The sequence below is a fragment of the Paenibacillus lactis genome (assembly GCF_017873605.1).
Taxonomy (GTDB): Bacteria; Bacillota; Bacilli; order Paenibacillales; family Paenibacillaceae; genus Paenibacillus_AQ; species Paenibacillus_AQ lactis.
Window position 1 is genome coordinate 384,847 of record NZ_JAGGKI010000002.1, and the last position, 21,364, is coordinate 406,210.

The following is a 21,364-nucleotide window of genomic DNA, read 5'->3' on the forward strand; positions in this document are numbered from 1 at the left end:
CGAGCACCGCGCTGGAAGCTTCGCGAGGAGCTCGGGGAAAAGGAGGTGGCTTTAGAGCATGAACGAAAATGCAATGGAGAAGCTGCGCCGGATGTCGATTGAGGATCGGGTGCGGCCGGTCAAGCAGGAGGATCCGCTGCTCTTAGCCGAGTGGCAGGAATCGGGCGTCCGGTTCGCCGCTTCCGGCGGTAATCTGGAAGATGCTTACTATGCCGCGCTGCAGAAGCTTCTTTGCTGCATCGTCCCCATAAGGGGCCGCAATCCCATTCTCCAGGAGGGCGGCATCTATCTCGGGTGCTGGCTGGAAAGCACGGGGACAATCAATGCCGAGCTGTTGTCCCGCTTTCTTCCCTCTGTGGCCGAGTCGACTTATTTGGCCTTTGCCGACTTCCAGCGGGACGACGGCTTAATTCCATACAAGCTGACCGAGAACGGGCCGGCCTTCCGCCAGATCCAGCTGGTCACTCCGCTTGCACGCTGCATTTGGAATCATTACCGTCTGCATGGCCGGGACCGGTCCTTCCTGGACATGATGTATCAGGCCATGGCCCGGTACGACGAGTGGATTGCGCTTAACCGCAACACCCGGGGCACAGGCTGCGTCGAAGCCTTCAGCACCTTCGATACCGGTCATGACTTATCACCAAGGTTCTGGCATGTACCCGATACACCTTACGGGAGCGATGCGGCGGCCTTCCACCCGGATTCGCCGATCCTCCCCTTCCTGGCACCGGATTTAACGGCCAACATCTACTGCCAGCGGCTGTATTTGTCCCGGATCGCCGAGGAGCTCGGGCAATCCGGAGAAGGCTGGAGGGCGAAGGCCGTGGCCAGCCTGGACAGTCTCTTCCGCTATTGCTACGACGAAGAGGATATGTTCTTCTATGACCTGGACCGAAACGGCCGTTTCGTACGGGTCCAGTCCGACGTTCTGCTGCGGGTCATGGCCTGCGAAGTCGGCGACCGGTCCTTGTTTGATACCATGCTGGAGCGTTATCTCCTTAATACGAGCAAATTTTTTGCCAAGTACCCTTTCACCTCCTTGGCCATGGACGATCCACGTTTTGATCCGTTCTCTACTTATAACAGCTGGGGCGGACCATCCAACTTCCTGAGCCTGATCCGCGCGCCGCATGCGTTCGAAGCGCATCACCGTTATGTCGAGCTGACTTGGGTCATGCAGCCGATCCTGTCCGCCCTCGCCAGAGCCGAACGCTTCCCGCAGGCTTTGAGTCCGTGGACCGGTCAGGAGGGTTTTACGGAGACTTACTCGCCCGCCATCCTCTGCCTAATGGATTACGTGGAGCGGCTATGCGGAATCCTGCCTAAAGACGGAGAACGTCTATGGTTCACCGGCCTTCTGCCGGCAGCCATGGATCATGGAGAGGAAATCGCAGGCAGTACAGCTTATACCCGGATAGTGAACGGCATGCGTTTCGAGCTGACGAATGGTTCGGATACCATGACGATCCTCCGAGACGGAGCGGTTCACATTCAGGCTCCGTCCGGGATCCGGCTTATCACCGACACCGCCGGAAAACTGGAAGGGATTGTAGGCATGAGTGTACGAACCGTAACGGGAATGTTGCATTACGACGGCCGGTCAATAGCCGTCGAGATCAAGGGTAATGAACAGCAGCGCTACCAGGATGGAATCCTGACGACCGAGCGGGATATCGGCATTATTTATCCGACGTACCGCTGATAGTTTCCGGTTATCTACCGAATGATAAGGAAGCATCACCTCCAATTTATCCGTTCTAAAATGTAATTAGGGGAGCCGTATGATACGGCTCCCCTCTCTTATGAACTTATTACAGCTTCACGATTTTGCCGGTAGCCTGGGATTCGAACGCGCCCAGAATTACGTTGAGCGAACGGAGACCTTCTTCGCCGGAAATCCGCGGAGGCGTATTGGTCAGGATGCACTCCACGAACTCGTCGATAACGCCGCTCGGCACCTGCTTCTCGTTCGTTGCCATCGCACCGACTTTATATGTCTCAACCGTGCCGTCGGTCAGCTCGACGATCACTTCGTCGCCATGAACCGTACCGATCTTCATGGCACCCTTCTCGCACCAGAGCACGGTGCCGTTGTCGCCGGCCCGGTAATGCGTCCAGCTCGCCATCAAGGTGCCTACGGCCCCGCTCTTCATGCGCACGATACAAGTCGCATTGTCGTCCACGTCGGTGCCTTCTTTATGAACTGTGCCGATGAAGCCGGCAACTTCCACGATTTCATCGTTCAGCAAGTAACGGATGAAGTCGGATTTGTGCACGCCGAGGTCGCCCATGGCGCCCATAACCGCTTCCTCCTTGCGGAAGAACCAGCTGTCGCGTCCGTCCAAGCTCCATCCCTCCGGACCGCCATGACCGAAGGATGTACGGAAGGTCAGCACTTTACCGAGCTTGCCGGAGTCCAGAATTTCCTTCGCCTTCACATGCGGAGGCATCAGGCGCTGGTTGTGTCCGACCATCAGATAAACGCCGTTCTTGCGGGCAGCCTCGATCATCTGCTCCCCTTCTTCGGCATTGGAAGCCATCGGCTTCTCGACCAGCACATGCAGGCCGGCATTAGCTGCCGCGATCGTCATTGGCGCATGCAGGTAGTTTGGTGTACATACGCTTACGGCATCCAGCTTTTCATTCTTCAGCAACTCCTGGTAGTCCGTGTACGCCGTACCGCCGTACTGGGCCGCCATTTCTTCGGCACGCTCCTTCACCGGATCGGCGAAGGCTACCAGCTCCACGTTCTCATTGTTGGCATACTCAGGAATATGTCTGCGCTGGGCGATCGCGCCGCAGCCGAATACAGCTACTCTAATTTTGCTCATGAACAATTCTCCTTTTCCTCGTTCTCAGGTACGAATTAATTAAAATTGGTTCAAATAGTTCTGCTTCAGCCAGTTCATGCTGTTCTCCACGCTTTGGAGCGGCGGATTCTGGCATACGTCCTGCTCAACGATCAGCCATTCCGTGCCTGCATCGGATGCAGCCTGAATGACGCCCGGCAGGTTTACGTCGCCCTGGCTAAGCTCCAGCGTCTTCATGTTCCCCTCGGCATCCTTGCTGAAGTCCTTCAGATGGAGAAGCGGCAGACGGCCAGCATATTTCGGAATATAGGCAAGCGGGTCCTGACCGGCAAATTGTACCCAGCATACGTCCATTTCCACTTGCACAGCTTCAGGTGAGGTTGCCGCATACATGGCATCAAATACGAACGCTCCATCCACTTTATCTTCAAATTCAAATGCATGGTTGTGATAACCGAAGATAAGACCCTGCTTGCGGGCTTCAGCCCCTACCTCTTCCAAGAACGCGAACAGCTTCTTCCAATCCTCGGCATTCTCGCGGTCCTCCGGAGCAACGTATGGACACATCATATATTTCGCGCCGATCGTCTTCAGGTAATCGATCTCCTTCTGCAGATCCTCGCGCAGCAGATGCAGACCGACGTGGCTGCCGATCGCTTTCAGTCCGAGCTCTTGAAGAAGCGTTTTCATTTCTTCGGCGGGAATGTCTCCGTAGCCTGCAAATTCAACACCCTCATAACCCAATTCCGCCACCTTGCGGAGCGTACCGCGGAAATCCTGTGCCGTCTCGTCGCGCAGCGTGTACATTTGCAAACCGATATTCATTCTTCTCATGTTTGGCGCACCTCGATTCAAAATTTGGGTTAATGCTCAATCTGCTACTATCATACAAGGAAATGGGCTAAAATGAACATAAACAATATGGCTGCAACATGAACTATCTGCTTATATTTTTCACTGGAGGTTTTGGCCATTATGGATGCAAGACTGCTGATCTGCGACTATTCGTACCACTTCCAGCAATTCAGCAACAGCCATCGGGGCGGCTTGACGAACTATTTGTTTCGTCTGCAGACGGAAGGATCCTGTGAGGTGTACTGCAACGGAATCGTGCACCATGTGCAGGGGGGAGATCTGCTGCTGCTGAAGCCCGGCGACGAGTACGAGCTGCGTGTCAAGGACGGCGGCGGGGAAGGCCGCGTGTCCAGCGGGGATTATTTCATATTTTGCGATGGGGCATGGATCGATGAATGGTGGGGCCGGATACAGCGCCCGGTCGTCAGCCGGATCGGGCTGGACGATCATCTGCTTGGACTATGGAGACATCTCCTCTTGGAGAAACGGCGCGGAATGGACGGGGAAAACGATGAAATGACAGGCTACCTGCTGCGCGGGCTGTGCCTCAGCCTGGATCGCGCCATTACCGAGACGAAGCCGGCCGACCGCCTCGCCTTTACAGCCCTCCGGCTGAAGCGGTTTGTGGAGGAGCATGCCACGGTTACCTTTAAGCTGGAGGATGCGGCAAAGCACGTCGGCCTGAGCCTGTCGCGGGCAGTCAAGCTGTTCAAGGAGTATTACGGCAAGACGATGATTCAATATGCTTTGGAAATCCGCCTCAACGCGGCCGTTGAGCGGATCAAATACAGCACGATGACGCTGGAGGAAATCGCGGAAACCTCGGGGTTCGCCAGCTATTCCTACTTCCACCGCGTCTTCCGCGCCAACTACGGCATGTCGCCGGTTAAATTCCGGGAAGCTGCCACCGTCCCGGCGAGTCCTGAGCGCCTCATTTGAGTGTATTCTTCAACGAATACGCGGCCTATGAGCATTCTTCAACCAATGGCGGCAGCCCATGAGTATTCTTCAACTTACTGACGGCAGCCCATGAGTATTCTTCAACCAACTGGCGGCGGCCTATGGGATTTCGCTTCTATGAAAAGAGGCATCATTATTCCTTCCATATATCCACCCCGAGCTGCCGGAGAACATTAACCGCCTCTTCTACCGGCAGCTTGGGGAGTTTGAATTCTTGATTGATGACTTCACGTAATTCTCCAAGATCCGACAATACCCGCTTCTCGACCGTTCCATCGATATACCGGATGCTCAAACCATTGTTGACCAAGGACAGCGAACGCTGCTGATCCAGCTGCCAAAGCTGGCAGCGCAAGGTCGAAGTAAACATATCATCCGGCTTGAAATATTGCCGTATCGCAGGCTGGAAATCATCAAATTGATAGGTTTTTCTCGTATCGAAGGTCCACAAGAGATCCGTTTGCAGCTTGCCGTCGACATACCGGTAATACGCATAGGTTCCCGGTTCGCCGGCTGGGCGTAATCTTACTTCAATACCGGCATACGCAGACACGTAATCGGGCTCGCTCATCAATCGAACCGGCTGAAAGAATGGTGCTGCATTCCCGCAATCCACATAGACCTCTTCCTCCTCATCAGGAAGCTGAACGAGCAATCCGACATGCCCGCCTCCAAGCAACGTGTAGCGGCTGCGGAAACCAAGCTGTGTCAACAACTGTTGAAGGCTGCTGTTGATCATGTAGCAGGTCCCCCCCATATTGAACTGCAGCAGCTGATCCACGAACCGCTTTGCATCTTCCTGGAGGCTTCCTGTTTGATGATACTCATGGAATCGAAGGAGTGTACTGATATTCTCAAACGGAATCCGGTTATGATGCGCCGTGCAGATTTCAGTTAAATACGCATAGGAAGGCTCCTTTAACGGAACTTGAATATAGTTCAGATAATTGGTGACCCATTGGGGTAATCGCTCTTGATCCATCACGATGATCAGTCTCCCTTCTCCGATAGTGGAAGCTATGCTCTTTATTTTAAAGACCTTCCATCTGAATACATCATACGAACGACTACTTAATCGATACAAAAAAAGTCCGGCCCGAGCTAAGACCATTCCCTACGACTTAAGTCTAATTATCAGCTCCGGCCCCCATCGCCCTCTCATGGTTTAACAGCCACTGCTTGCGCGACAATCCCCCGCCGTACCCGCCCAATTCACCATTCGCATTGATCACGCGATGACAGGGTATGACAATCGCGAGCTGATTCGCCCCATTCGCCTGAGCAACAGCACGGTACGCGGTTGGCTTTCCCATCGTTGCCGCGATTTCGCCATACGAAGACGTTTGACCGGTAGGAATCTGTAATAACCGACTCCAGACTTCGGTTTGAAACGGAGATCCCAACATGCGCAGAGGGGTTTGAAACACCGTTAATTTCCCGTCAAAATACTCGCCCAACTCACGCTCAATCGAACGGAGGGGGGCGGTGCAACCCGGAATGATTGCCGAACGGGTTCTCCGCCGAAGTCGTTCAACCTCGCGCTCCAGCCCTCTGCGATCAACGAATTCAAGCAAATATAACGCTTCCTCGTCCGCAATCGCGATCATCGGCCCGAGGCGCGTGTCCAGCCAGGAAGCTCTTAGAACACGGTGATGGCCTGACCGGGTAGGCGCTGCGCCCATAATCCGGGAAAAGGCATCCCGAAACCCGCTGCTGGACTCGTAACCGATCGTCAGCTGGGCATCGATGACGGCATGTCCCTCCCGAATCTGCTTCAAGGCAATCCCCATCCGCCGTGCCCTTGCATATTCGACAAAGGTCATCCCGAACCGCTTTTTGAATTGGCGCCTCGCCGTTGAGGCATCCACCGACAGCTCCTGAAAGTCCTGGTTGGTCCATCTCTTCTCCGGGTTTGCCTCCACCGCGTCTACAAGCAGCCGAACCAGGTCGGACACCTGATTGGGATGCGAAAGCGGCCGGCATCGTTTGCAGGGCCTGTAGGAAGCAAGCAGCGCTTCTTCGGCCGTCCCAAAAAATTCGCAGTTCTCGATTTTCGGCTTCCTTGCCGGGCATGTCGGGCGGCAGAATACGCCGGTTGTCTTAACGCCTACATAAAAGACGCCCTCGTATTCCGACTTCTTCTCCAGCAGCGCCTGGTAATATTCCTGTTGATTCGAGGCTGATATCATGCAAAATTCCTCCCGTATCCTTTGTTGGCACGCCATGTGCGACCGTGGTTCATGTTGTGAGCTGCTTTGGGGTAATCCAGGCACCGCCATTTGTTCTCATTATATTTCTTCTGCAAGCATGACATCGCCGAAAATCGTGCATGAATTTTTTTAAAATTAACACGTTGAATCCACCGCCATCAACAAAAACCCTCTTCCGAATGAATCGGTAGAGGGTTTTCAAGATGCATATGAAGTGGAACTTCCTGAATCCATCGACTGTATTCCCGCTATACGGTACAGTTTGTTAATTTCCCTTGCAGCTGACTTAACCTTTAATCGAGCCGGCCACCATGCCCTTCATGATCTGCTCCTGCAGGATCAGGTAAGCGACAATGGTCGGAATGACCGCGATGGCCATAGCTCCCATCGTCAACGCATAATCCGTACCGAAGCCGTCCGAGAAGAGCGACAGACTGAGAGGCAGCGTCTTCAGCGCTTGGGTATTGATAAAGACGAGCGCGAAGGAGAAATCGTTCCAGAACCGCAGGAACGCCAGAATCGAAATGGTTGCCACGATCGGCATACAGAGCGGAAGAATCATTCTGCCGAAGATTCCCCACCAGCCGCTGCCGTCGATCATGGCCGCTTCCTCGATCTCCCTTGGAATCGATGACATATAAGCCATCGACAGGAAGATTGCGATCGGCAGCTCGAACGCCGTGTAGGGAAGAATGAGCGCCCCGTACGTATCGAGCAGGCCGATGTTCTTCATCATAATGAACAGCGGTACAAGCGTGCTGTGAATCGGGATCAGCAGGCCTGTCGTGAACAGAACCACGACGGCCTTTTTGAACGGGAACTGGAATCTGGACAGCACATAGGCAGCAAGAACGCTGAGCAGAATCGTCAGGGCGACGGATATAATGGTCACCACGGTCGAATTCAGCATCGCGCGGCCCATATTTCCAAGCTCCCACGCCCGGAATATGTTCTCTGACATCCATTCCTTCGGCAGGCCGTAAGGATTGGTAAAGAAATCCTGATTGGATTTAAACGCGCTCGTAAAAAGCCAGTACAGGGGGTAGAGCGTAAGAATGGCGTAACCAAGCAGCAGCAGTTTGACGAACCCGGATAATCCCTTCATGATCGTTCTTTTTCCCGAAGCGCTTCCGATACCGGTTGTCTGTAAATTCATGTCGCTCACTCCTTCCTGTTAACTTGACTTTCTGCGCGTTGCAAAATAGTTGATGGCGATCAGGATCGCGCTGACAATCATGATCATGGTGGATACGGCCGAGCCGTAACCGTAACGATAGACGCTGAACGTGCTGTTGTACATGTAGGTGGCAAGCAGCTCCGTCGATTGCGCCGGTCCGCCGCCCGTCATGACGATAACGTGGTCGAACGCCTTCAAGCTTCCCGAGATGCAGAGCACGATGGTAACGACGACCGTGCTCCAGATCATCGGCAGCGTAATGTTTCTCAGCTTGTTCCAGCCCGAGGATCCGTCGATTTTGGCTGCGTCATGAATCTCCGGGGAGATGTTTTGCAGCGCTGCGATAAAGATGACCAGATACGGGCCGACGTTGGCCCAGTTGATCGGAATCGAAATCGCCAGCATATTCACCTTCGGATCCGACAGCCAGGCCCGGGTCCACGATTCCAATCCGAGCATTTCCAGCACGTGGTTTGCAATTCCGAACTGCGGGTGGTAGATGTACCCCCAGATGAGGCCGACAACCACCGTGGAAAGAACCATCGGCATAAATACGGCCGAACGGATGAACCGGCTGAAGAGCGAATTTTTAAACAGGACGATCGCCAGAACCAACGCGATGGGCACCTGACCGATAATCGAGGACACGACCAGGATCAAGTTGTTGCGAAGAGCGCGCCAGAAGATCGGATCCTTGAACATCTCTTTATAATTATCAAGTCCGATAAACGTGGCTTCACCAAACCCTTTCCAGCTGAAAAATCCGTAATAGGCCGACCAGAACACCGGGATGATGACAAATATCAGAAACAACAGAAGCGCAGGAAGAAGCGCTATGGCTATAAATCCTTTGCTTCTCATCGCTGTAGGCATGGCAGCCTCCTCCTCCTATCCTTATCCTTAAGCATGTTCAGGGCTGACAATTTACGGAGTAGCGGATCTGGCTTGCGCATCCTGCAGCTTCTTAGCCACATCTTCAACGGAGCCGCCCATCATAATTTCTTGCAGACCGTTGTTGATGACTTCAGCTGCTTCTGCAGACAGATAAGCATCGTATACCGGCGTGATTCCCGTCGATTTCACAAGGTTGTACGCCTTGTAGTAAAGGGAAGTTACTTTGGATTGGTCGATCTCGGCATCGTACATAACCATGGAATTGCTCTCGGCAATGGATTTCTGGGCTTCCGGTCCGCTCACGGTGTAGATCAGCTCCAGTGCGAGCTCCTTCGCTTTGCCCTCGGTTCTGCTGCTGAGCGCAAGTCCGCCGCCGGCGCCGCCGGAAATGGTGTTCGCTTCGCCTTTGCCGCCTGGAATCGCCGGCAATGTGGTTACTTCAATGTCCTTCATTTGCTCTTCCGTAGAAGATGCCGCAAGATTCGTCAAGGTCCAAGCACCGCTGATCATCATCGCTGCATTGCCTTGAATGAAGTACTGCTCGGCTTGCGTGTTATCAATGCTGTTCGCGCCTTCTTGGAACGCCTTGTTATCCACGAGCTGCTTGAAATAGCCAAGCGCCTCGATGAATTCCGGATCGGTGAATTTCGCTCCCTGCTGGGCAGCGGCATTCTTGAACCATTCCGTACCCGTTACCCGGTCCGCAAGCGAGCCGAGAATCGTCGACTGGGCTACCCACGGCGCCTTGTTGCCAAGCGCAATCGGCGTGATTCCGTTGTCGTTGAACGTCTTGATCGCGGTCATCATTTCATCCCACGTCGTTGGCACCTTCACGTTGTGCTTCTCAAAGAGCGCCTTGTTGTAATACAGGATCGATGTCGCCGACATTCCGAGCGGAGCGGAATATATCTGGCCTTCTTCAAATTCGAATGGATCGAATGCGCCAGGGAGGAACTTCTCTTTCCATTCCGGATGCGCATCCAGCACTTCCGTAATCGGCTGGAGCAGCTTCGCTTGATGCAGCTCGGACGATTGGCTTCCGGCATAGACGAAGAATACGTCCGGCATTTCGTTGGCGGCAGCCACCGTGCTCAAGCGCTGGCGATAGCCGTCCGGCGGGATCGCCTGTGCGTCCAGCGTAACCTCCGGATGATCCTGTGCGAACTGATCGATATAGCTGCGAACGGCCTTCGCCCGCAGGTCGTCACCGGCAAAGTTGTGCCAGATCGTCAGCTTTACCTTCTCCGAGCCGTTCGTGCTCTCGCCGGCCTTCTCACTGCTCTTTCCGCCGCCGCAAGCGGCCAGGAGCAGAGACATGGCCAGCAGGACTAGACCTATTTTTCTTCCTGGTCTCATAGTTAAATCCCCCTTTTATAATCGTTCGGATGGGTTAATCTCTTGATGATCGTCTTTAGTATAAAAGAGGATATAGCGCTTACATAGGGGATATACTTCAGTCCATAGAGGGACAAAATTCAGGATTTGCCCGATATTCCGACGGGGTCTGTCCGGTCCATTTCTTAAACAGCCGGTTAAAGTACTTGATGTCCTCATAGCCGATTTCATTGGCAATTTCGCTGATTTTGGCCGGTGTCTCCCGAAGCAGCACCATGGCCTTCCGCAGCTTCGCCTGGGTGACGAATTCAATATAATTTTGACCGGTTTCCTTCTTGAACATCTCGCTGAAATAGTTCGGATTCATGTGCACATGGCGGGCAACCTGCTGGAGCGACAGGCTTTGGCCCAAATGCTCGTGAATATAGGCGATCGCCCGTTGAACCGGTGTCGTCGCCGATACCATTTCACCGTACTGCTTCATGATCAGCCCGAGATAACGGGTCAGCACGCTCTCCGGCGAAATCTTCAACTCCCCGAAATGGATCGGCTCCTCCGAAGCCAGCGGGCTGGAATACCCGATCGAGTCCGCCGCGCGTTCAAGCCAGCGCTGCGCATAGATGAGCAGGGAATGCAGATATGCCTGCACCGATCCCGGGGTTGCGTCCGGATCGCTTGAAATCCGCTCGAGCAAACGCCCGATCCAGGCATACAGAGCCGGCTCCTGGCCGGAACGAAGCAGCGAAGCGAGCTCCGCTTCCTCGTCCTGCGTGCATACGGTCCGGATCCCTTTACGGCCGGAGATGTCCTCAAAGCGGATGCTCCGCTCATGCCCCAGCAGCCATGCATAGGAGGCAGCCTCCTCCGCCGAAGCCACGGCAATATGCAGCTCCGAGGCCTCATGAACGGGCCGGCCGCTTGCGGCTAAGACCCGGCAGCCGTGCCGGGTCTCCCACGCTCGGACGGCGGCGTTCACCCGGTCCGGGAAGCCTGGCTCGGTTCTAGCAAGCACAAGCAGCGCGCCGTTCCATTCAATCCACGCGCAGGGCAGCTCTTCGGCGAGGACGGAGCCTAGGGATGCGTTGCATTCGGTTGGCCGGGATGCTTCGTCCCCTTGCTCCATCGCCTGAATGGACAGCAGCCAAATTTGAAGCGACTTGCCCGCTTCGATGCGAAGCTGGGGATATCGGTTCCACAACTCAGCTATGCTCGCTTCATCGGGCGAAGAGCCCGTTGCAAGCACCCTTCGCAGAAAGCTGCGGTTAACGGCGGCTTCCTGCTCCATGCCCTTGGCGTGATGCTGCCTGCGCGCTTCAATCCGTGCCCTCGCCTGATTGGCAGCCTCGATGATTTCGGTCGGCCTGCTCGTCTTGAGCAAATAATCGCTGACCCCCTCCCGCATCGCCTGCTGGGCATAAACGAACTCGTCATAGCCGGAGATGATAATGATCTCGATCTCGGGAAAATGCTGCCGTACCTCATGAGCCAGATCGAGCCCGCTTGCGCCCGTCATCCGAATGTCGGTAAATATAATATCCGGCATCTCGAGCGGAAGCCGCTGAAGGGCTTCCTCAGCCGAAGCCGCGGGGGGAAGCACCGTATAGCCATGCTCCGCCCATTGAATCACCGTGCTCAGGCCATTGCGAATGATCACTTCATCATCAACGATCAATACCTTCAAGGTTTGTCATCCCCTTTGTTATTTCCTTCATGGCCGGTGTCATCCATCGTATCCGGTATCGTAAACAGGACCCGGGTTCCGGCACCTTCGGTGCTTTCGATCTCCAAGCCGGCATCCCGCCCGTAATGGAGAAGAAGCCGTTTATGCACATTGCGCAGCCCGTAGCTCCCGCGCTCGGCTTTCTCCCGTTCTTGCTGCTGCGGATGCTCCGTCAATTGCTCCTGCAGCCATCTGAGGCGATCCGGGGACATCCCGATTCCGTCATCCTCCACGGTGAAGCGAATACCGCCCGGTACGCGCTCCCCGTAAATCGTAATCATCCCTAGGCCGTCCCGGCTCAAAATACCATGCAGCATGGAGTTTTCCACGAGGGGCTGCAGCAGCAGCTTCAGCATCGTCTGGTTATACAAGCTCTCCTCCACGCGGACGTCAAACTCGAACTTGTCCGGGTACCTGATCTTCTGAATATTCACATAATGGCGGACATGCATGATCTCTTGCTGAATCGTGCAGTATTCCTGGCCGTTGTTCAGGCTGAACCGCAAAAAGTCGCTGAGCGAGCCCACCATCTCGGCAATCTTTACATCCTGGTTCATCAGGGCCAGCCAGTGGATGGAGGATAGCGTATTGTAAAGGAAATGCGGATTGATCTGTACCTGCAGCGCGTGCATGTCCGCTTCCTTCTTCAGCGACTCGCTCAGCTTTACCTCATCGGTCAGCTTCACAATCCGCGAGCTCAGACGGTTATAACTGATGATCAGCTGGCCGACCTCGTCAACCGTTTTGACCGGGAGGGCCGGCAGCGGCTCCTCGGGACTGGAGTTTTTCAGGAACTTCGCGAGCACGGACAGCGGGTTCGTAATTTTCTGGATCAGAAACAAGACGAGCACGATCACGAACACGACGGCCACGGTGACCGCCACCGCCGTTAGCTTCAAGAAGTATTGGTTCTGCGAGCGGTATTCCTGCGACGGGATGATGCCGACGAGCTTCCAGTTCACGCTGGACATTTTTTTATATAGGATGGTCTTCTTGTCTTCATCCTTGCCGTAATCCATGCTGCCGCTGACGCCTTCAAATTCGCCGATGGAAGGGTAGTAATCCGAAAGCGTCAGATTGGTCTCCATATCCGGCGGGCCGACGATGATCCGGTTCTGCTCGTCCAGAAGCAGCACGAAGCCGCTCTTCTCCAGCACCGCCTGCCGGAATTGGTTCGCGATGACCGCTTGATCGAGGTTGATCTGCAAATTGCCGATCGGCTTGTACTTGTCCGTGCTGCGGATCGGCCTCGCCAGGGTGATCACCTTCCTGACTCCTTCAAAAGTCCACTGCCGGTGGACGAAAGACCACCATTTCGGATGCTGCGCGTAATAATCCGGAATCTCCTCCGTAATGTCCTTGAACTCGGATCGCACCAGCGATTTATGGGAGATCGGATCCTTATTGCCGAGCGGCTCCACGATAATGTTGGCGATGTAGTCTTTGGAAAACGCCAGATTGGTCAAAAAGTTGATGACGGTCGTCTGCTGAACGTAATTGCTCTCGGACGACTTCAGATAGGACTGCACTCCGTTATGGCCGATCAAAAACAGCGACATGTTCTCAACATCCTTCACCATCGTATCGAGATACGCTTCAAGCTGGCGCAAGGTGTTCATGCCCGTAATTTTGGCCTTCTCCTCCGTCAGGCTTTCCGCCATGTTAAAAGAGAAAAAGCCGAGAAACAGCAAAGGAACCATCGTCGTAATAATGATAAGCAGCGATAATTTATGCTTTAATGATTTCCCAAGCCATTGCTGCAATGCGTTCACCTCATTTATACCCTAGGGAATGGGTCCGTAAGGCTAGTTAGCTTTGTATGCGGTTACTACAAAATTGGACAACGGTCGACATCCACCAAGTTTATTACCTATCTTAGAGGATACTTAAGACTCAAGTAAATGGTATTAAAGGCTTAGGGAGGAAAATATACGTTCCCTTCATCCCGCTCACCAGAAATCCAGGAAGCAGCTTATGGGAAGCGCCTTTTGCAGCCTTACATATTACCTTCTGCAGCTTGTCTTAAAACCGGAAGATCTCTTGGCCCAATGGGCCCCAAAGCCACTAGAGAGCTTAGAAGGGTTCTATTCAAAGCTCTTACACATGGTCAGCAGTAGCAGGCCAGGGGAGCTTTACATGCCTGCGAAGCCAATGCCTTGCGGTGCATTCTATAATCTATCATAAACCGTTTAGATTTGCAGAAATATGCAATACAGGCAAGAACCGTTTGCTTCCCAGTGTCCGAGTCGGCATGGAACACCAAGAGCCATTTTCCCACGCACGATTGTGCGCGATTGTGCCCGATACATATTACGATTACCACCAATTAGACAGAAATTTAATTAAAAATTCGTTAACTTGACCCGAGATCAGTAGCACCGCTTTGGCAAACTACCAGCTCTAAAGAGTACAATATGTCCCGATATGAAACAAACATTATTTGATAAAATGTGTTTTTATAATTAGATACTTAAAAAACCTATTAGGAGGAGAAGCAGTGCAGGAAAAAAGCAAATTAACTATTATGATTGGAATCTTAATTTGTCTTATAATTATTGCTCTTAAGCCAGTCCCCCAAAATAATGCTCCTGATTTTCCATCATACGTCAGCGAGTCAGTTGTACAACTAGCTGAGAACAGAATAGCTATAGTTGAAACAGAAACTAATTCTGGACTGAGTGGAGAAGTAATTGTTTTGGAGTTCAATGAGGACAGGAAGACCTTTGAGCCTATTGGAAGATATAATTATCTCGACTTTTTTAAAAACCCTGAAAAATACAATTTCTAAAACTCGTTTTTATTTTTGGTTTTATTTTGCTAAACGAAAATGGATTAAAGCTTACAAGGCGAAAAGGGCGCAAGATATAAAGGATACATGTTCTTCTCCTAATTGATTTAATATGAAAACATCCTTCCTGCAGCTCAAACATCGTCGCCCGGATCCAGAGCAATTGATTCTATTGGAGGAGGTGATGGACTGTGAGCATGAGTTTTTCCGCATTTGCATTCTTGCCGCTTATCGCATTAATCGTTCAGGGGCTATTGGCACTGCTTGGCCTTTATGCGCTGTTTCTTCTGATCAAGCTATTGATCCGGCTCATCACGGCGGTCGAGCTGTACATTGATGATAAGAAGAACCGTCGTCTATAAAAGGAAGCCTGACGGCAAATAACATGCAAGTTCCTTTTGGAAGATTTGCTTAAAACCTGGGGGGCTCCCTACCGCTGCTTGTCACGCACATCTGCTGCTTGCTGAGGATATGGAGCTCCCTTTGGCGCGTACGTTTCTCTTCTCCCGATGGCTTCTAGCTCCCTTTCTCTCTTCGGCCCCCTGTTTCATGCATGTTAGGGAATTTTTCCACTGTTTCGGCTTCTTGGCCTTGTTTCGCCAATTCTGTGAATATGATAGATTAAATGGATACATGGATATAAATTCTCTTAGGAGACTATGCGAACATGAATTCATACTTGACCTTAGACGATATGCAGTGGCAGGAACTCATTCAGCGAACGACCCAGACCTTCAGCGACCTCACGATCAAGAGGGGCTTTCAATATTTCAAGCAAGGCCGCGTCCGCTCAAGCGAGCTGTCTGACCCTTCCTCCGGGGTGATCGATGCCCTCGTACAAGGCTCGGTTGCGGAACCCTATCAGGTCCGGCTTCGCGTCAATTCCCTGAGCGACAGCGAATGCTCATGCCCTGTTGAAGGGGCATGCAAGCATATGGCGGCCGTTCTGCTGGATTACGCCCAGCAGCAAGGGCGGTCCATTCACGCCCTCGTCAATGCACATTCGATGTCCTGGGCCAGCTCCCCCATTACTCCCAACTCTCTACGGCCCAGGACTGCAGCAGGGCAGGCTGCTCCGAGCCCCCAGAAATGGAGAGACAAAGCGGAGCAGCTGCCGACGCTGCCTATTACGGCATGGCATGAGCTGTTTGATATTTGCACGGCTTCGCTCGGAACGAACACCCAAAATTCGTTTTACGCCAAAAACGCCTTGGCCGCCCTTCATCATATCAAGCCGCCTCTGCCTGCCGATCTGGAACCGCTATACGGGCTGCATGCCCATCTCTTTGTACTGGAGAAGCTGGTAAAGCAGCAGGCGAGCGCCTGGAATTCCTCCGGCTCCTATATCGGCTACCATACCCAAGTGGCAGCTGACCACGTCCAAGACCAAATCGGGAGAATCTTAAAAGACGGACTTGAAGACATTGAACCGGGAGAGGCGTTTCGGGAACGCCTGGACGAAACCAAGGCGTATATCCGCAGGAGCATGCTGGTCGAGCCGAGGAACCGGAAGTTTTTTGCCAAGGTCTATATGCAGCTGTGGATCTACTGGATCAGCCCGGTTTACGGGGAGAATCAGCAGACATATGCGGATGAGCTTAAGGAGCTGCAAGCGGCCGAAGGCGATTTCGGCGCATCGCTCTCCCGTGCGGCATGGTTGACGTCACAGAGCCTGATGCACTTCTATATGAGGCAAGACGAGGCGGCCTGGGAGCTGCTCCGGGAAGCGGACAAGCTCAGCACCCTTTCGGCCGAATTCGTGTTGGGCTTCTTCCATATGCTGTATTCGGCTTCCGAGTGGGAACGACTCGCCCGCTGGCTTCCGGAGATCGGCCCGCTGCTTGGCAGCCATCGAAACGAACATCTCAGCCGTTACCAGGACTACTGGGATGCGGTGATCGAGCATGTTCCGGAGGCGGCCGAGCGCATGTGGAATTGCCTTGCCTCCCTGCTTCCATACTCCAAGCACATTTACCAAAATGCGCTCATGACCCACGGCCGCTGGCGGGAGTGGATCGATTATCAGCTGAGCACGGGCAGAGAACCGCTGGAGCTGAGGGTAAGCGACCTTGCGCCTGTTGAGAAGCATGCGCCGGAGCTTCTGCTGCCGTTTTACCACCAGGCGGTCGAACGCTACATTCTCCATAAGAACCGGGACGGCTACAAAGCTGCCGTCAAGCTGCTGAAGCGGTTGGCCAAGCTGTATAAGAAGCTCAAGCAGCAGGAACGCTGGGATTTGTTTATCACGTCCCTATCCGTCCGCAACAGCAGGCTGCGCGCATTTCAAGAAGAGCTGCGGAGAGGAAAGCTGATATCATGAGCAAATACACGGAAACCATCACGATTCATATGGCTATAAGCGAATTCGGGGACGCGGTGATTTACGGCTCGACCCTGATGCAGGGCTATGTACCCGGAACGTATTTGAAGCATCGCTTATTTGCTTGGCATGAGGACTCCTTCTACGGCACGGAGCTCACGGTCCAATCCGTCTCCGATATCGAGGTCGTCATACTGCCGGCTGAACAGGCCATTCCGTTCTTCGCGGACCTGCAGCTGCTGGAACATATCGAATGGCTGTGGGATGAAGCCTGTATTCCCTTTATCGAATTGGCCCCTGCCCTCGCTGCGTGCGCGAGGGACCGCCGCTTTGTTCCCGATTTCGGCGCCTACAAGGCCGGAAAGCTGCAGTGGGTGTGGGATGAGCAGGCTTTAACCCATGAGGGGCAGGAGAAGCTCGCCCTGCTGTGCGCGGACGAAACATGGGATGAGGGACTGCGCGCTTCCTTCTCGGCCTATGTTCACCGCCTATATTATGGAACGGAAGAAGCGGCAGCCGATCTGCGCAGAGAATATCCTTTGCTCTTCACGCCGCAACGGGCGGCGGCAGCCGGCATGGACGCGGCGGCTTGGCTCATCTCCATCGGATGGCGTCCGGATACCGCTCCCTTCCGTCCGCTGCTGCAGCTGCTGGAGCCCGATGAAGAAGAGACGAGTTGGCGTCTTGCGCTTGTGCTGCAGGACAAGCAGGACGCGGCGGCTTTTACCGACATACGGCTGGCGGAAGACGGAACGGCGCATGGTGCTTGGCCGGACACATGGGCTGCCCATATCGCCGAGCGCTCTCCCGGCTGGCTCCGAAGCTTGAGAGCGGCACTGCCGGACCGCTTCTTTGACGGCCATGGTGAACAAGTGCTCGGCAAGCCCCTCTCCGATGAGGCCGCCTGGCAGTTTCTGACGGCCGACAGCGCTCGGCTGCTGGAGGCCGGCTGGCAGGTGCTGCTTCCCGCCTGGTGGGAAGCGGCGCGCCGGAAGAAGCCGAAGCTGCGGGCCAAGGTGCGCGCAGGGGAAGGCGAGGCCGCAGGAGGAAGCAGCGGTGGCTCCTTGTTCGGCTTGGATTCGCTGGTCAACTTCGACTGGCGTATCGCCATCGGCGAATCCACGCTGACTGAGGCCGAATTCGCCGACCTTGTCGCCCGGAACGAACGGCTTGTCCGGTTCCGAGGGGAGTGGATTCCGCTCGATCCGGCCCTCGTCGCGCAGATCCGTCAGATGATGGCGGGCATGAACCGCGAAGAGGGGCTGTCCTTCCAAGACATTCTTCAGCTGCATTTACTGGGCAGCAGCGACGAAGCGGAGACGTCCGAAGCCGCCGGGGAATCTTCATCAGACGCAGATCGGGTGAAGCTGGAGGTAGAGCTTAACGAGCATTTCGTGAAGCTGATCGGGCGGCTCGGCCGGCAGGAAGAATGGCCGGAGCTTCCCGTGCCGCCAGACCTTAAGGCCGAGCTTCGAACCTATCAGCGGGACGGCTTTGCATGGCTTGCTTACCTGCGGCATTACGGCCTCGGAGCCTGCCTTGCCGACGACATGGGCCTTGGTAAAACCGTGCAGTTCATCGCATACCTCCTGCATGTGAAGGACACGGTGCGGCAGCGCGGCGAAGAGCCGCTTCCATCGCTGCTGATCTGCCCGACCTCGGTTCTAGGCAATTGGCAGAAGGAGCTGGAGCGCTTTGCACCGACGCTGCGGGTCATGCTTCATTACGGAGGCAAGCGAAGCGGTGGCGAAGCATTTTATCGGATGGCCTATGATGCCGACATCGTGCTGACCTCCTATGCGACCGCCACGCTCGACCAGGAGCTGTTAAGGGACGTCAAGTGGGAGTCCATCGGCATCGACGAGGCCCAGAACATCAAAAACGCAGACACCAAGCAATCCGCCGCTGTCCGCAGCTTTCCCGCAAGGCACCGCGTCGCCTTGACCGGTACGCCGATCGAGAACCGCCTCTCGGAGCTGTGGTCGATCTACGATTTCATCAATCCGGGATATCTCGGCAGTCTCCGCGGATTTACCGTGCGGTTCATTCAACCAATCGAGAAGGACAAGAACGAGCAGCGCATGGCGGAGCTGCAGAAGCTGATCAAGCCGTTCATGCTCCGGCGCAAGAAGAAGGATCCGGCCATTCAGCTCGACCTGCCGGAGAAGAACGAGATGAAGACCTATATTCATCTGACCGCCGAGCAGGGCGCCCTGTACGATCAGACGGTAAGCGGACTGCTGGAGCGGATGCAAAAGCTCGAAGGCATCGAGCGCAAAGGCGCGATCTTGGCCGCCTTGACGCAGTTCAAGCAGCTCTGCGACCATCCTGCTCTGCTGACGAAGGAGCCGCTTCCCGAATTGCCGGGAACGGGCGGGCTTCTCGACACCGAAGCGATCGTGAGCAGATCTGCGAAGCTGGAGCGGCTGCTGTCCATGGTGAAGGAGCTGCGGGAAGAAGACGAGCGCTGCCTGATCTTCACCCAATATATCGGCATGGGCGATATGATGCGCCAGGTGCTGGAGCAAGAGCTTGGCGAGCCGGTGCTGTACCTGAACGGAAGCACGACCAAGCGGGCCCGGGACAGCATGATCGAGCGGTTCCAATCCCGGTCGCTGCCCCCAAATGAACAGCCGAATGTGATGATCCTGTCGATTAAGGCGGGCGGCGTCGGTCTCAACCTGACCGCCGCCAACCACGTGTTCCACTTCGACCGCTGGTGGAACCCGGCCGTTGAGAATCAGGCAACGGACCGGGCCTACCGGATGGGCCAGACCAAGGATGTCCAGGTGTACAAGTTCATCTCTATGGGAACGCTCGAGGAACGGATCGATGAGATGCTGGAGAGCAAGCAGATGCTCAGCGATCAGGTCATCTCAAGCAGCGAAGGCTGGATTACCGAGCTCTCCACCGATGAATTGAAGGAGCTGTTCACGCTGCGGCGGGACTGGGTGTAGGCGAGCAGGAAGTTTGGGGTGTGATCGACTGACCTAAACTATAGTACACCGTTTGTCGCAGATTATTGGAATTTACTGGGACAAGCGTTTTATTATGATGCTATACTCATCTACAAGGACAAAGTGCGGTGGAGTGATCACGGCGTTAGCCTCTTGTTAAAGGGGATGATGCCATGATCACCCTTGTGGAGCTGCTGAACATTCTCAAAGGTGTTGCCGCCGTGTTAAGCATTCTGCTTAGTGCACGGAAGCTGTACCGCTGAACTGCACCCCTAATGTTGGACACCATCTAACATATTGGGGGTGCAGTTTTTGTATGGCTAAATTTAATGCCGAAAACAGACCCAGACCCTAACTCACCCCCCCATCTCCTCCATCAGCTGCCGCAGCTTCGCTTCCGTATTCGTGTCCTGTGCAGGCGTGTAGATGCTGCAGCGCAGGTCGGCATTCCCGTACACCTTCAGCGAGGTGAGCTCGTACACCATTTTTCCGGCCTTCGCATGCCTGAATTCCAGATGCACCTCCGGCGCGTAGCTGACCTGGCTCTCCTCCCACATCCGGGTAAAATCCGGATTCTTCCGTTTCATTTCTTCCAGAAATCGGTCATACCATTCATCTCCGACATATTGTCCGTAGTAGGACCGGAACATCGCCAGATAACCGCTGGCGAACTGCTCCCAGTTCACGGCCAGCCGCCGGAATTCGCGGCGTGTGAACAGCAGGCGGATCATATTCCGTTCCTCCGGCGGAATCCGGTCGAAATCCAGGAATACGAAGGCTGCGGCCCGGTTCCACCCGACGATGTTGCACATCCGGTCGGAGATCACGACAGGGCACAGCTTGAGCTCTGTCATGATCTTCTGCAGCGAAGGACTGATCTGAACGGCTTCCTGCTGAACGGGGTACACTTCCCCACCCCCCTCAAATGCCAAAGAGTACAAATACCGCCGCTCATCCGCATTCAGCTGCAGCGCATTCGCAACGCAATCCAGCACGGACGAGGACACCTGAATGTCCCGTCCCTGCTCCAGCCATGTATACCAGGTGGTGCTAACGCCGGCCAGCTGTGCCACTTCTTCCCGGCGCAACCCCGGCGTTCTTCTGCGCGTACCTGGCGGCAAGCCGACGGATTCCGGCGATATTTTGGCCCGCTGGCCTTTCAGGAACGCCGACAGCGCCTGCAGCCTGACTTGAGAGTTCATACCTGTCCCCCCTCGCTATCCAGCTCAGGATAGCAGTAATTATACTAGGATAAACACTATCTTGTAATAGGATATAACTAGTGACATTATAGCCTTAAGCAAGACAAGATATAAAGTCTTAGAGGAGGCTGAC

16 protein-coding genes are annotated in these 21,364 nt (G+C 54.4%); 6 read left to right on the forward strand and 10 right to left on the reverse strand.

Annotation, left to right across the window (positions count from 1 at the left end; translation table 11 throughout):
- Window positions 1-58: 58 nt before the first annotated feature.
- Window positions 59-1,705, forward strand: a complete 1,647-nt coding sequence (locus J2Z18_RS04680; protein WP_007130650.1) for an MGH1-like glycoside hydrolase domain-containing protein — start codon at window positions 59-61, stop codon at window positions 1,703-1,705.
- 109 nt (window positions 1,706-1,814) lie between these two features.
- Here J2Z18_RS04680 and J2Z18_RS04685 read toward each other — a convergent pair whose 3' ends face one another.
- Window positions 1,815-2,834, reverse strand: a complete 1,020-nt coding sequence (locus J2Z18_RS04685; RefSeq protein WP_007130651.1) for a Gfo/Idh/MocA family protein — start codon at window positions 2,832-2,834, stop codon at window positions 1,815-1,817.
- 39 nt (window positions 2,835-2,873) lie between these two features.
- Window positions 2,874-3,647 carry a sugar phosphate isomerase/epimerase family protein gene (locus tag J2Z18_RS04690; protein WP_007130652.1) on the reverse strand — a complete coding sequence of 258 codons (774 nt, stop codon included), beginning with the start codon at window positions 3,645-3,647 and terminating at the stop codon, window positions 2,874-2,876.
- Window positions 3,648-3,788: 141 nt separating this feature from the next.
- Here J2Z18_RS04690 and J2Z18_RS04695 point away from each other — a divergent pair, with 141 nt between their 5' ends.
- Window positions 3,789-4,607 carry a helix-turn-helix domain-containing protein gene (locus tag J2Z18_RS04695; protein ID WP_007130653.1) on the forward strand — a complete coding sequence of 273 codons (819 nt, stop codon included), beginning with the start codon at window positions 3,789-3,791 and terminating at the stop codon, window positions 4,605-4,607.
- A 154-nt stretch (window positions 4,608-4,761) separates the two neighbouring features.
- Here the strand turns inward: J2Z18_RS04695 and J2Z18_RS04700 are convergent, their stop codons facing one another.
- The 7 genes from J2Z18_RS04700 to J2Z18_RS04730 all read right to left on the reverse strand — a co-directional run bounded on the left by J2Z18_RS04700 (window position 4,762) and on the right by J2Z18_RS04730 (window position 13,727).
- On the reverse strand, window positions 4,762-5,610 hold the full coding sequence (locus J2Z18_RS04700; protein WP_040738813.1) for an arylamine N-acetyltransferase: 849 nt from the start codon (window positions 5,608-5,610) through the stop codon (window positions 4,762-4,764).
- A 145-nt stretch (window positions 5,611-5,755) separates the two neighbouring features.
- Entirely contained in the window at window positions 5,756-6,817 is a 1,062-nt protein-coding gene (locus J2Z18_RS04705; RefSeq protein WP_210094237.1) for a bifunctional transcriptional activator/DNA repair enzyme AdaA, read from the reverse strand.
- A gap of 307 nt (window positions 6,818-7,124) precedes the next feature.
- Window positions 7,125-7,994, reverse strand: coding sequence for a carbohydrate ABC transporter permease (locus tag J2Z18_RS04710; protein WP_210094238.1), 870 nt, complete (start codon window positions 7,992-7,994; stop codon window positions 7,125-7,127).
- A gap of 18 nt (window positions 7,995-8,012) precedes the next feature.
- On the reverse strand, window positions 8,013-8,888 hold the full coding sequence (locus J2Z18_RS04715) for a carbohydrate ABC transporter permease (RefSeq protein WP_007130657.1): 876 nt from the start codon (window positions 8,886-8,888) through the stop codon (window positions 8,013-8,015).
- A gap of 51 nt (window positions 8,889-8,939) precedes the next feature.
- Complete coding sequence (locus tag J2Z18_RS04720; protein ID WP_007130658.1) at window positions 8,940-10,265, reverse strand: extracellular solute-binding protein; 1,326 nt, start codon at window positions 10,263-10,265, stop codon at window positions 8,940-8,942.
- Between the two features lie 97 nt (window positions 10,266-10,362).
- The gene (locus tag J2Z18_RS04725) at window positions 10,363-11,925 is read right to left on the reverse strand and encodes a response regulator transcription factor (RefSeq protein ID WP_210094239.1); all 1,563 of its coding nucleotides are present in this window, start codon (window positions 11,923-11,925) and stop codon (window positions 10,363-10,365) included.
- The gene (locus tag J2Z18_RS04730) at window positions 11,922-13,727 is read right to left on the reverse strand and encodes a sensor histidine kinase (protein ID WP_210094240.1); all 1,806 of its coding nucleotides are present in this window, start codon (window positions 13,725-13,727) and stop codon (window positions 11,922-11,924) included. Before J2Z18_RS04730 ends, J2Z18_RS04725 begins: the two co-directional genes overlap by 4 nt.
- A gap of 734 nt (window positions 13,728-14,461) precedes the next feature.
- On the opposite strand from J2Z18_RS04730, the gene J2Z18_RS04735 reads away from it, so the two are divergent.
- From J2Z18_RS04735 to J2Z18_RS04750, 4 genes are all read left to right on the forward strand, one after another.
- Window positions 14,462-14,752, forward strand: a complete 291-nt coding sequence (locus J2Z18_RS04735) for a hypothetical protein (RefSeq protein ID WP_210094241.1) — start codon at window positions 14,462-14,464, stop codon at window positions 14,750-14,752.
- Window positions 14,753-14,943: 191 nt separating this feature from the next.
- On the forward strand, window positions 14,944-15,114 hold the full coding sequence (locus tag J2Z18_RS04740; RefSeq protein ID WP_210094363.1) for a hypothetical protein: 171 nt from the start codon (window positions 14,944-14,946) through the stop codon (window positions 15,112-15,114).
- A gap of 305 nt (window positions 15,115-15,419) precedes the next feature.
- The gene (locus J2Z18_RS04745; RefSeq protein ID WP_210094242.1) at window positions 15,420-17,072 is read left to right on the forward strand and encodes an SWIM zinc finger family protein; all 1,653 of its coding nucleotides are present in this window, start codon (window positions 15,420-15,422) and stop codon (window positions 17,070-17,072) included.
- Window positions 17,069-20,029 (forward strand): DEAD/DEAH box helicase, encoded by a 2,961-nt coding sequence (locus tag J2Z18_RS04750; RefSeq protein WP_210094243.1) that lies wholly within the window; start codon window positions 17,069-17,071, stop codon window positions 20,027-20,029. Before J2Z18_RS04745 ends, J2Z18_RS04750 begins: the two co-directional genes overlap by 4 nt.
- A gap of 356 nt (window positions 20,030-20,385) precedes the next feature.
- Here J2Z18_RS04750 and J2Z18_RS04755 read toward each other — a convergent pair whose 3' ends face one another.
- Window positions 20,386-21,231 (reverse strand): helix-turn-helix transcriptional regulator, encoded by an 846-nt coding sequence (locus J2Z18_RS04755; protein WP_210094244.1) that lies wholly within the window; start codon window positions 21,229-21,231, stop codon window positions 20,386-20,388.
- Window positions 21,232-21,364 lie beyond the last annotated feature (133 nt).

What these genes read in the sequence shown, in the direction of transcription:
- J2Z18_RS04750 (WP_210094243.1), top strand. Translation starts at nt 17,069, where the DNA reads ATGAGCAAATACACGGAAACCATCACGATTCATATGGCTATAAGCGAA.
- J2Z18_RS04720 (WP_007130658.1), bottom strand. Translation starts at nt 10,265, where the DNA reads ATGAGACCAGGAAGAAAAATAGGTCTAGTCCTGCTGGCCATGTCTCTG.
- J2Z18_RS04705 (WP_210094237.1), bottom strand. Translation starts at nt 6,817, where the DNA reads ATGATATCAGCCTCGAATCAACAGGAATATTACCAGGCGCTGCTGGAG.
- J2Z18_RS04715 (WP_007130657.1), bottom strand. Translation starts at nt 8,888, where the DNA reads ATGCCTACAGCGATGAGAAGCAAAGGATTTATAGCCATAGCGCTTCTT.
- J2Z18_RS04690 (WP_007130652.1), bottom strand. Translation starts at nt 3,647, where the DNA reads ATGAGAAGAATGAATATCGGTTTGCAAATGTACACGCTGCGCGACGAG.
- J2Z18_RS04680 (WP_007130650.1), top strand. Translation starts at nt 59, where the DNA reads ATGAACGAAAATGCAATGGAGAAGCTGCGCCGGATGTCGATTGAGGAT.
- J2Z18_RS04695 (WP_007130653.1), top strand. Translation starts at nt 3,789, where the DNA reads ATGGATGCAAGACTGCTGATCTGCGACTATTCGTACCACTTCCAGCAA.
- J2Z18_RS04755 (WP_210094244.1), bottom strand. Translation starts at nt 21,231, where the DNA reads ATGAACTCTCAAGTCAGGCTGCAGGCGCTGTCGGCGTTCCTGAAAGGC.
- J2Z18_RS04710 (WP_210094238.1), bottom strand. Translation starts at nt 7,994, where the DNA reads ATGAATTTACAGACAACCGGTATCGGAAGCGCTTCGGGAAAAAGAACG.
- J2Z18_RS04745 (WP_210094242.1), top strand. Translation starts at nt 15,420, where the DNA reads ATGAATTCATACTTGACCTTAGACGATATGCAGTGGCAGGAACTCATT.
- J2Z18_RS04700 (WP_040738813.1), bottom strand. Translation starts at nt 5,610, where the DNA reads ATGGATCAAGAGCGATTACCCCAATGGGTCACCAATTATCTGAACTAT.
- J2Z18_RS04685 (WP_007130651.1), bottom strand. Translation starts at nt 2,834, where the DNA reads ATGAGCAAAATTAGAGTAGCTGTATTCGGCTGCGGCGCGATCGCCCAG.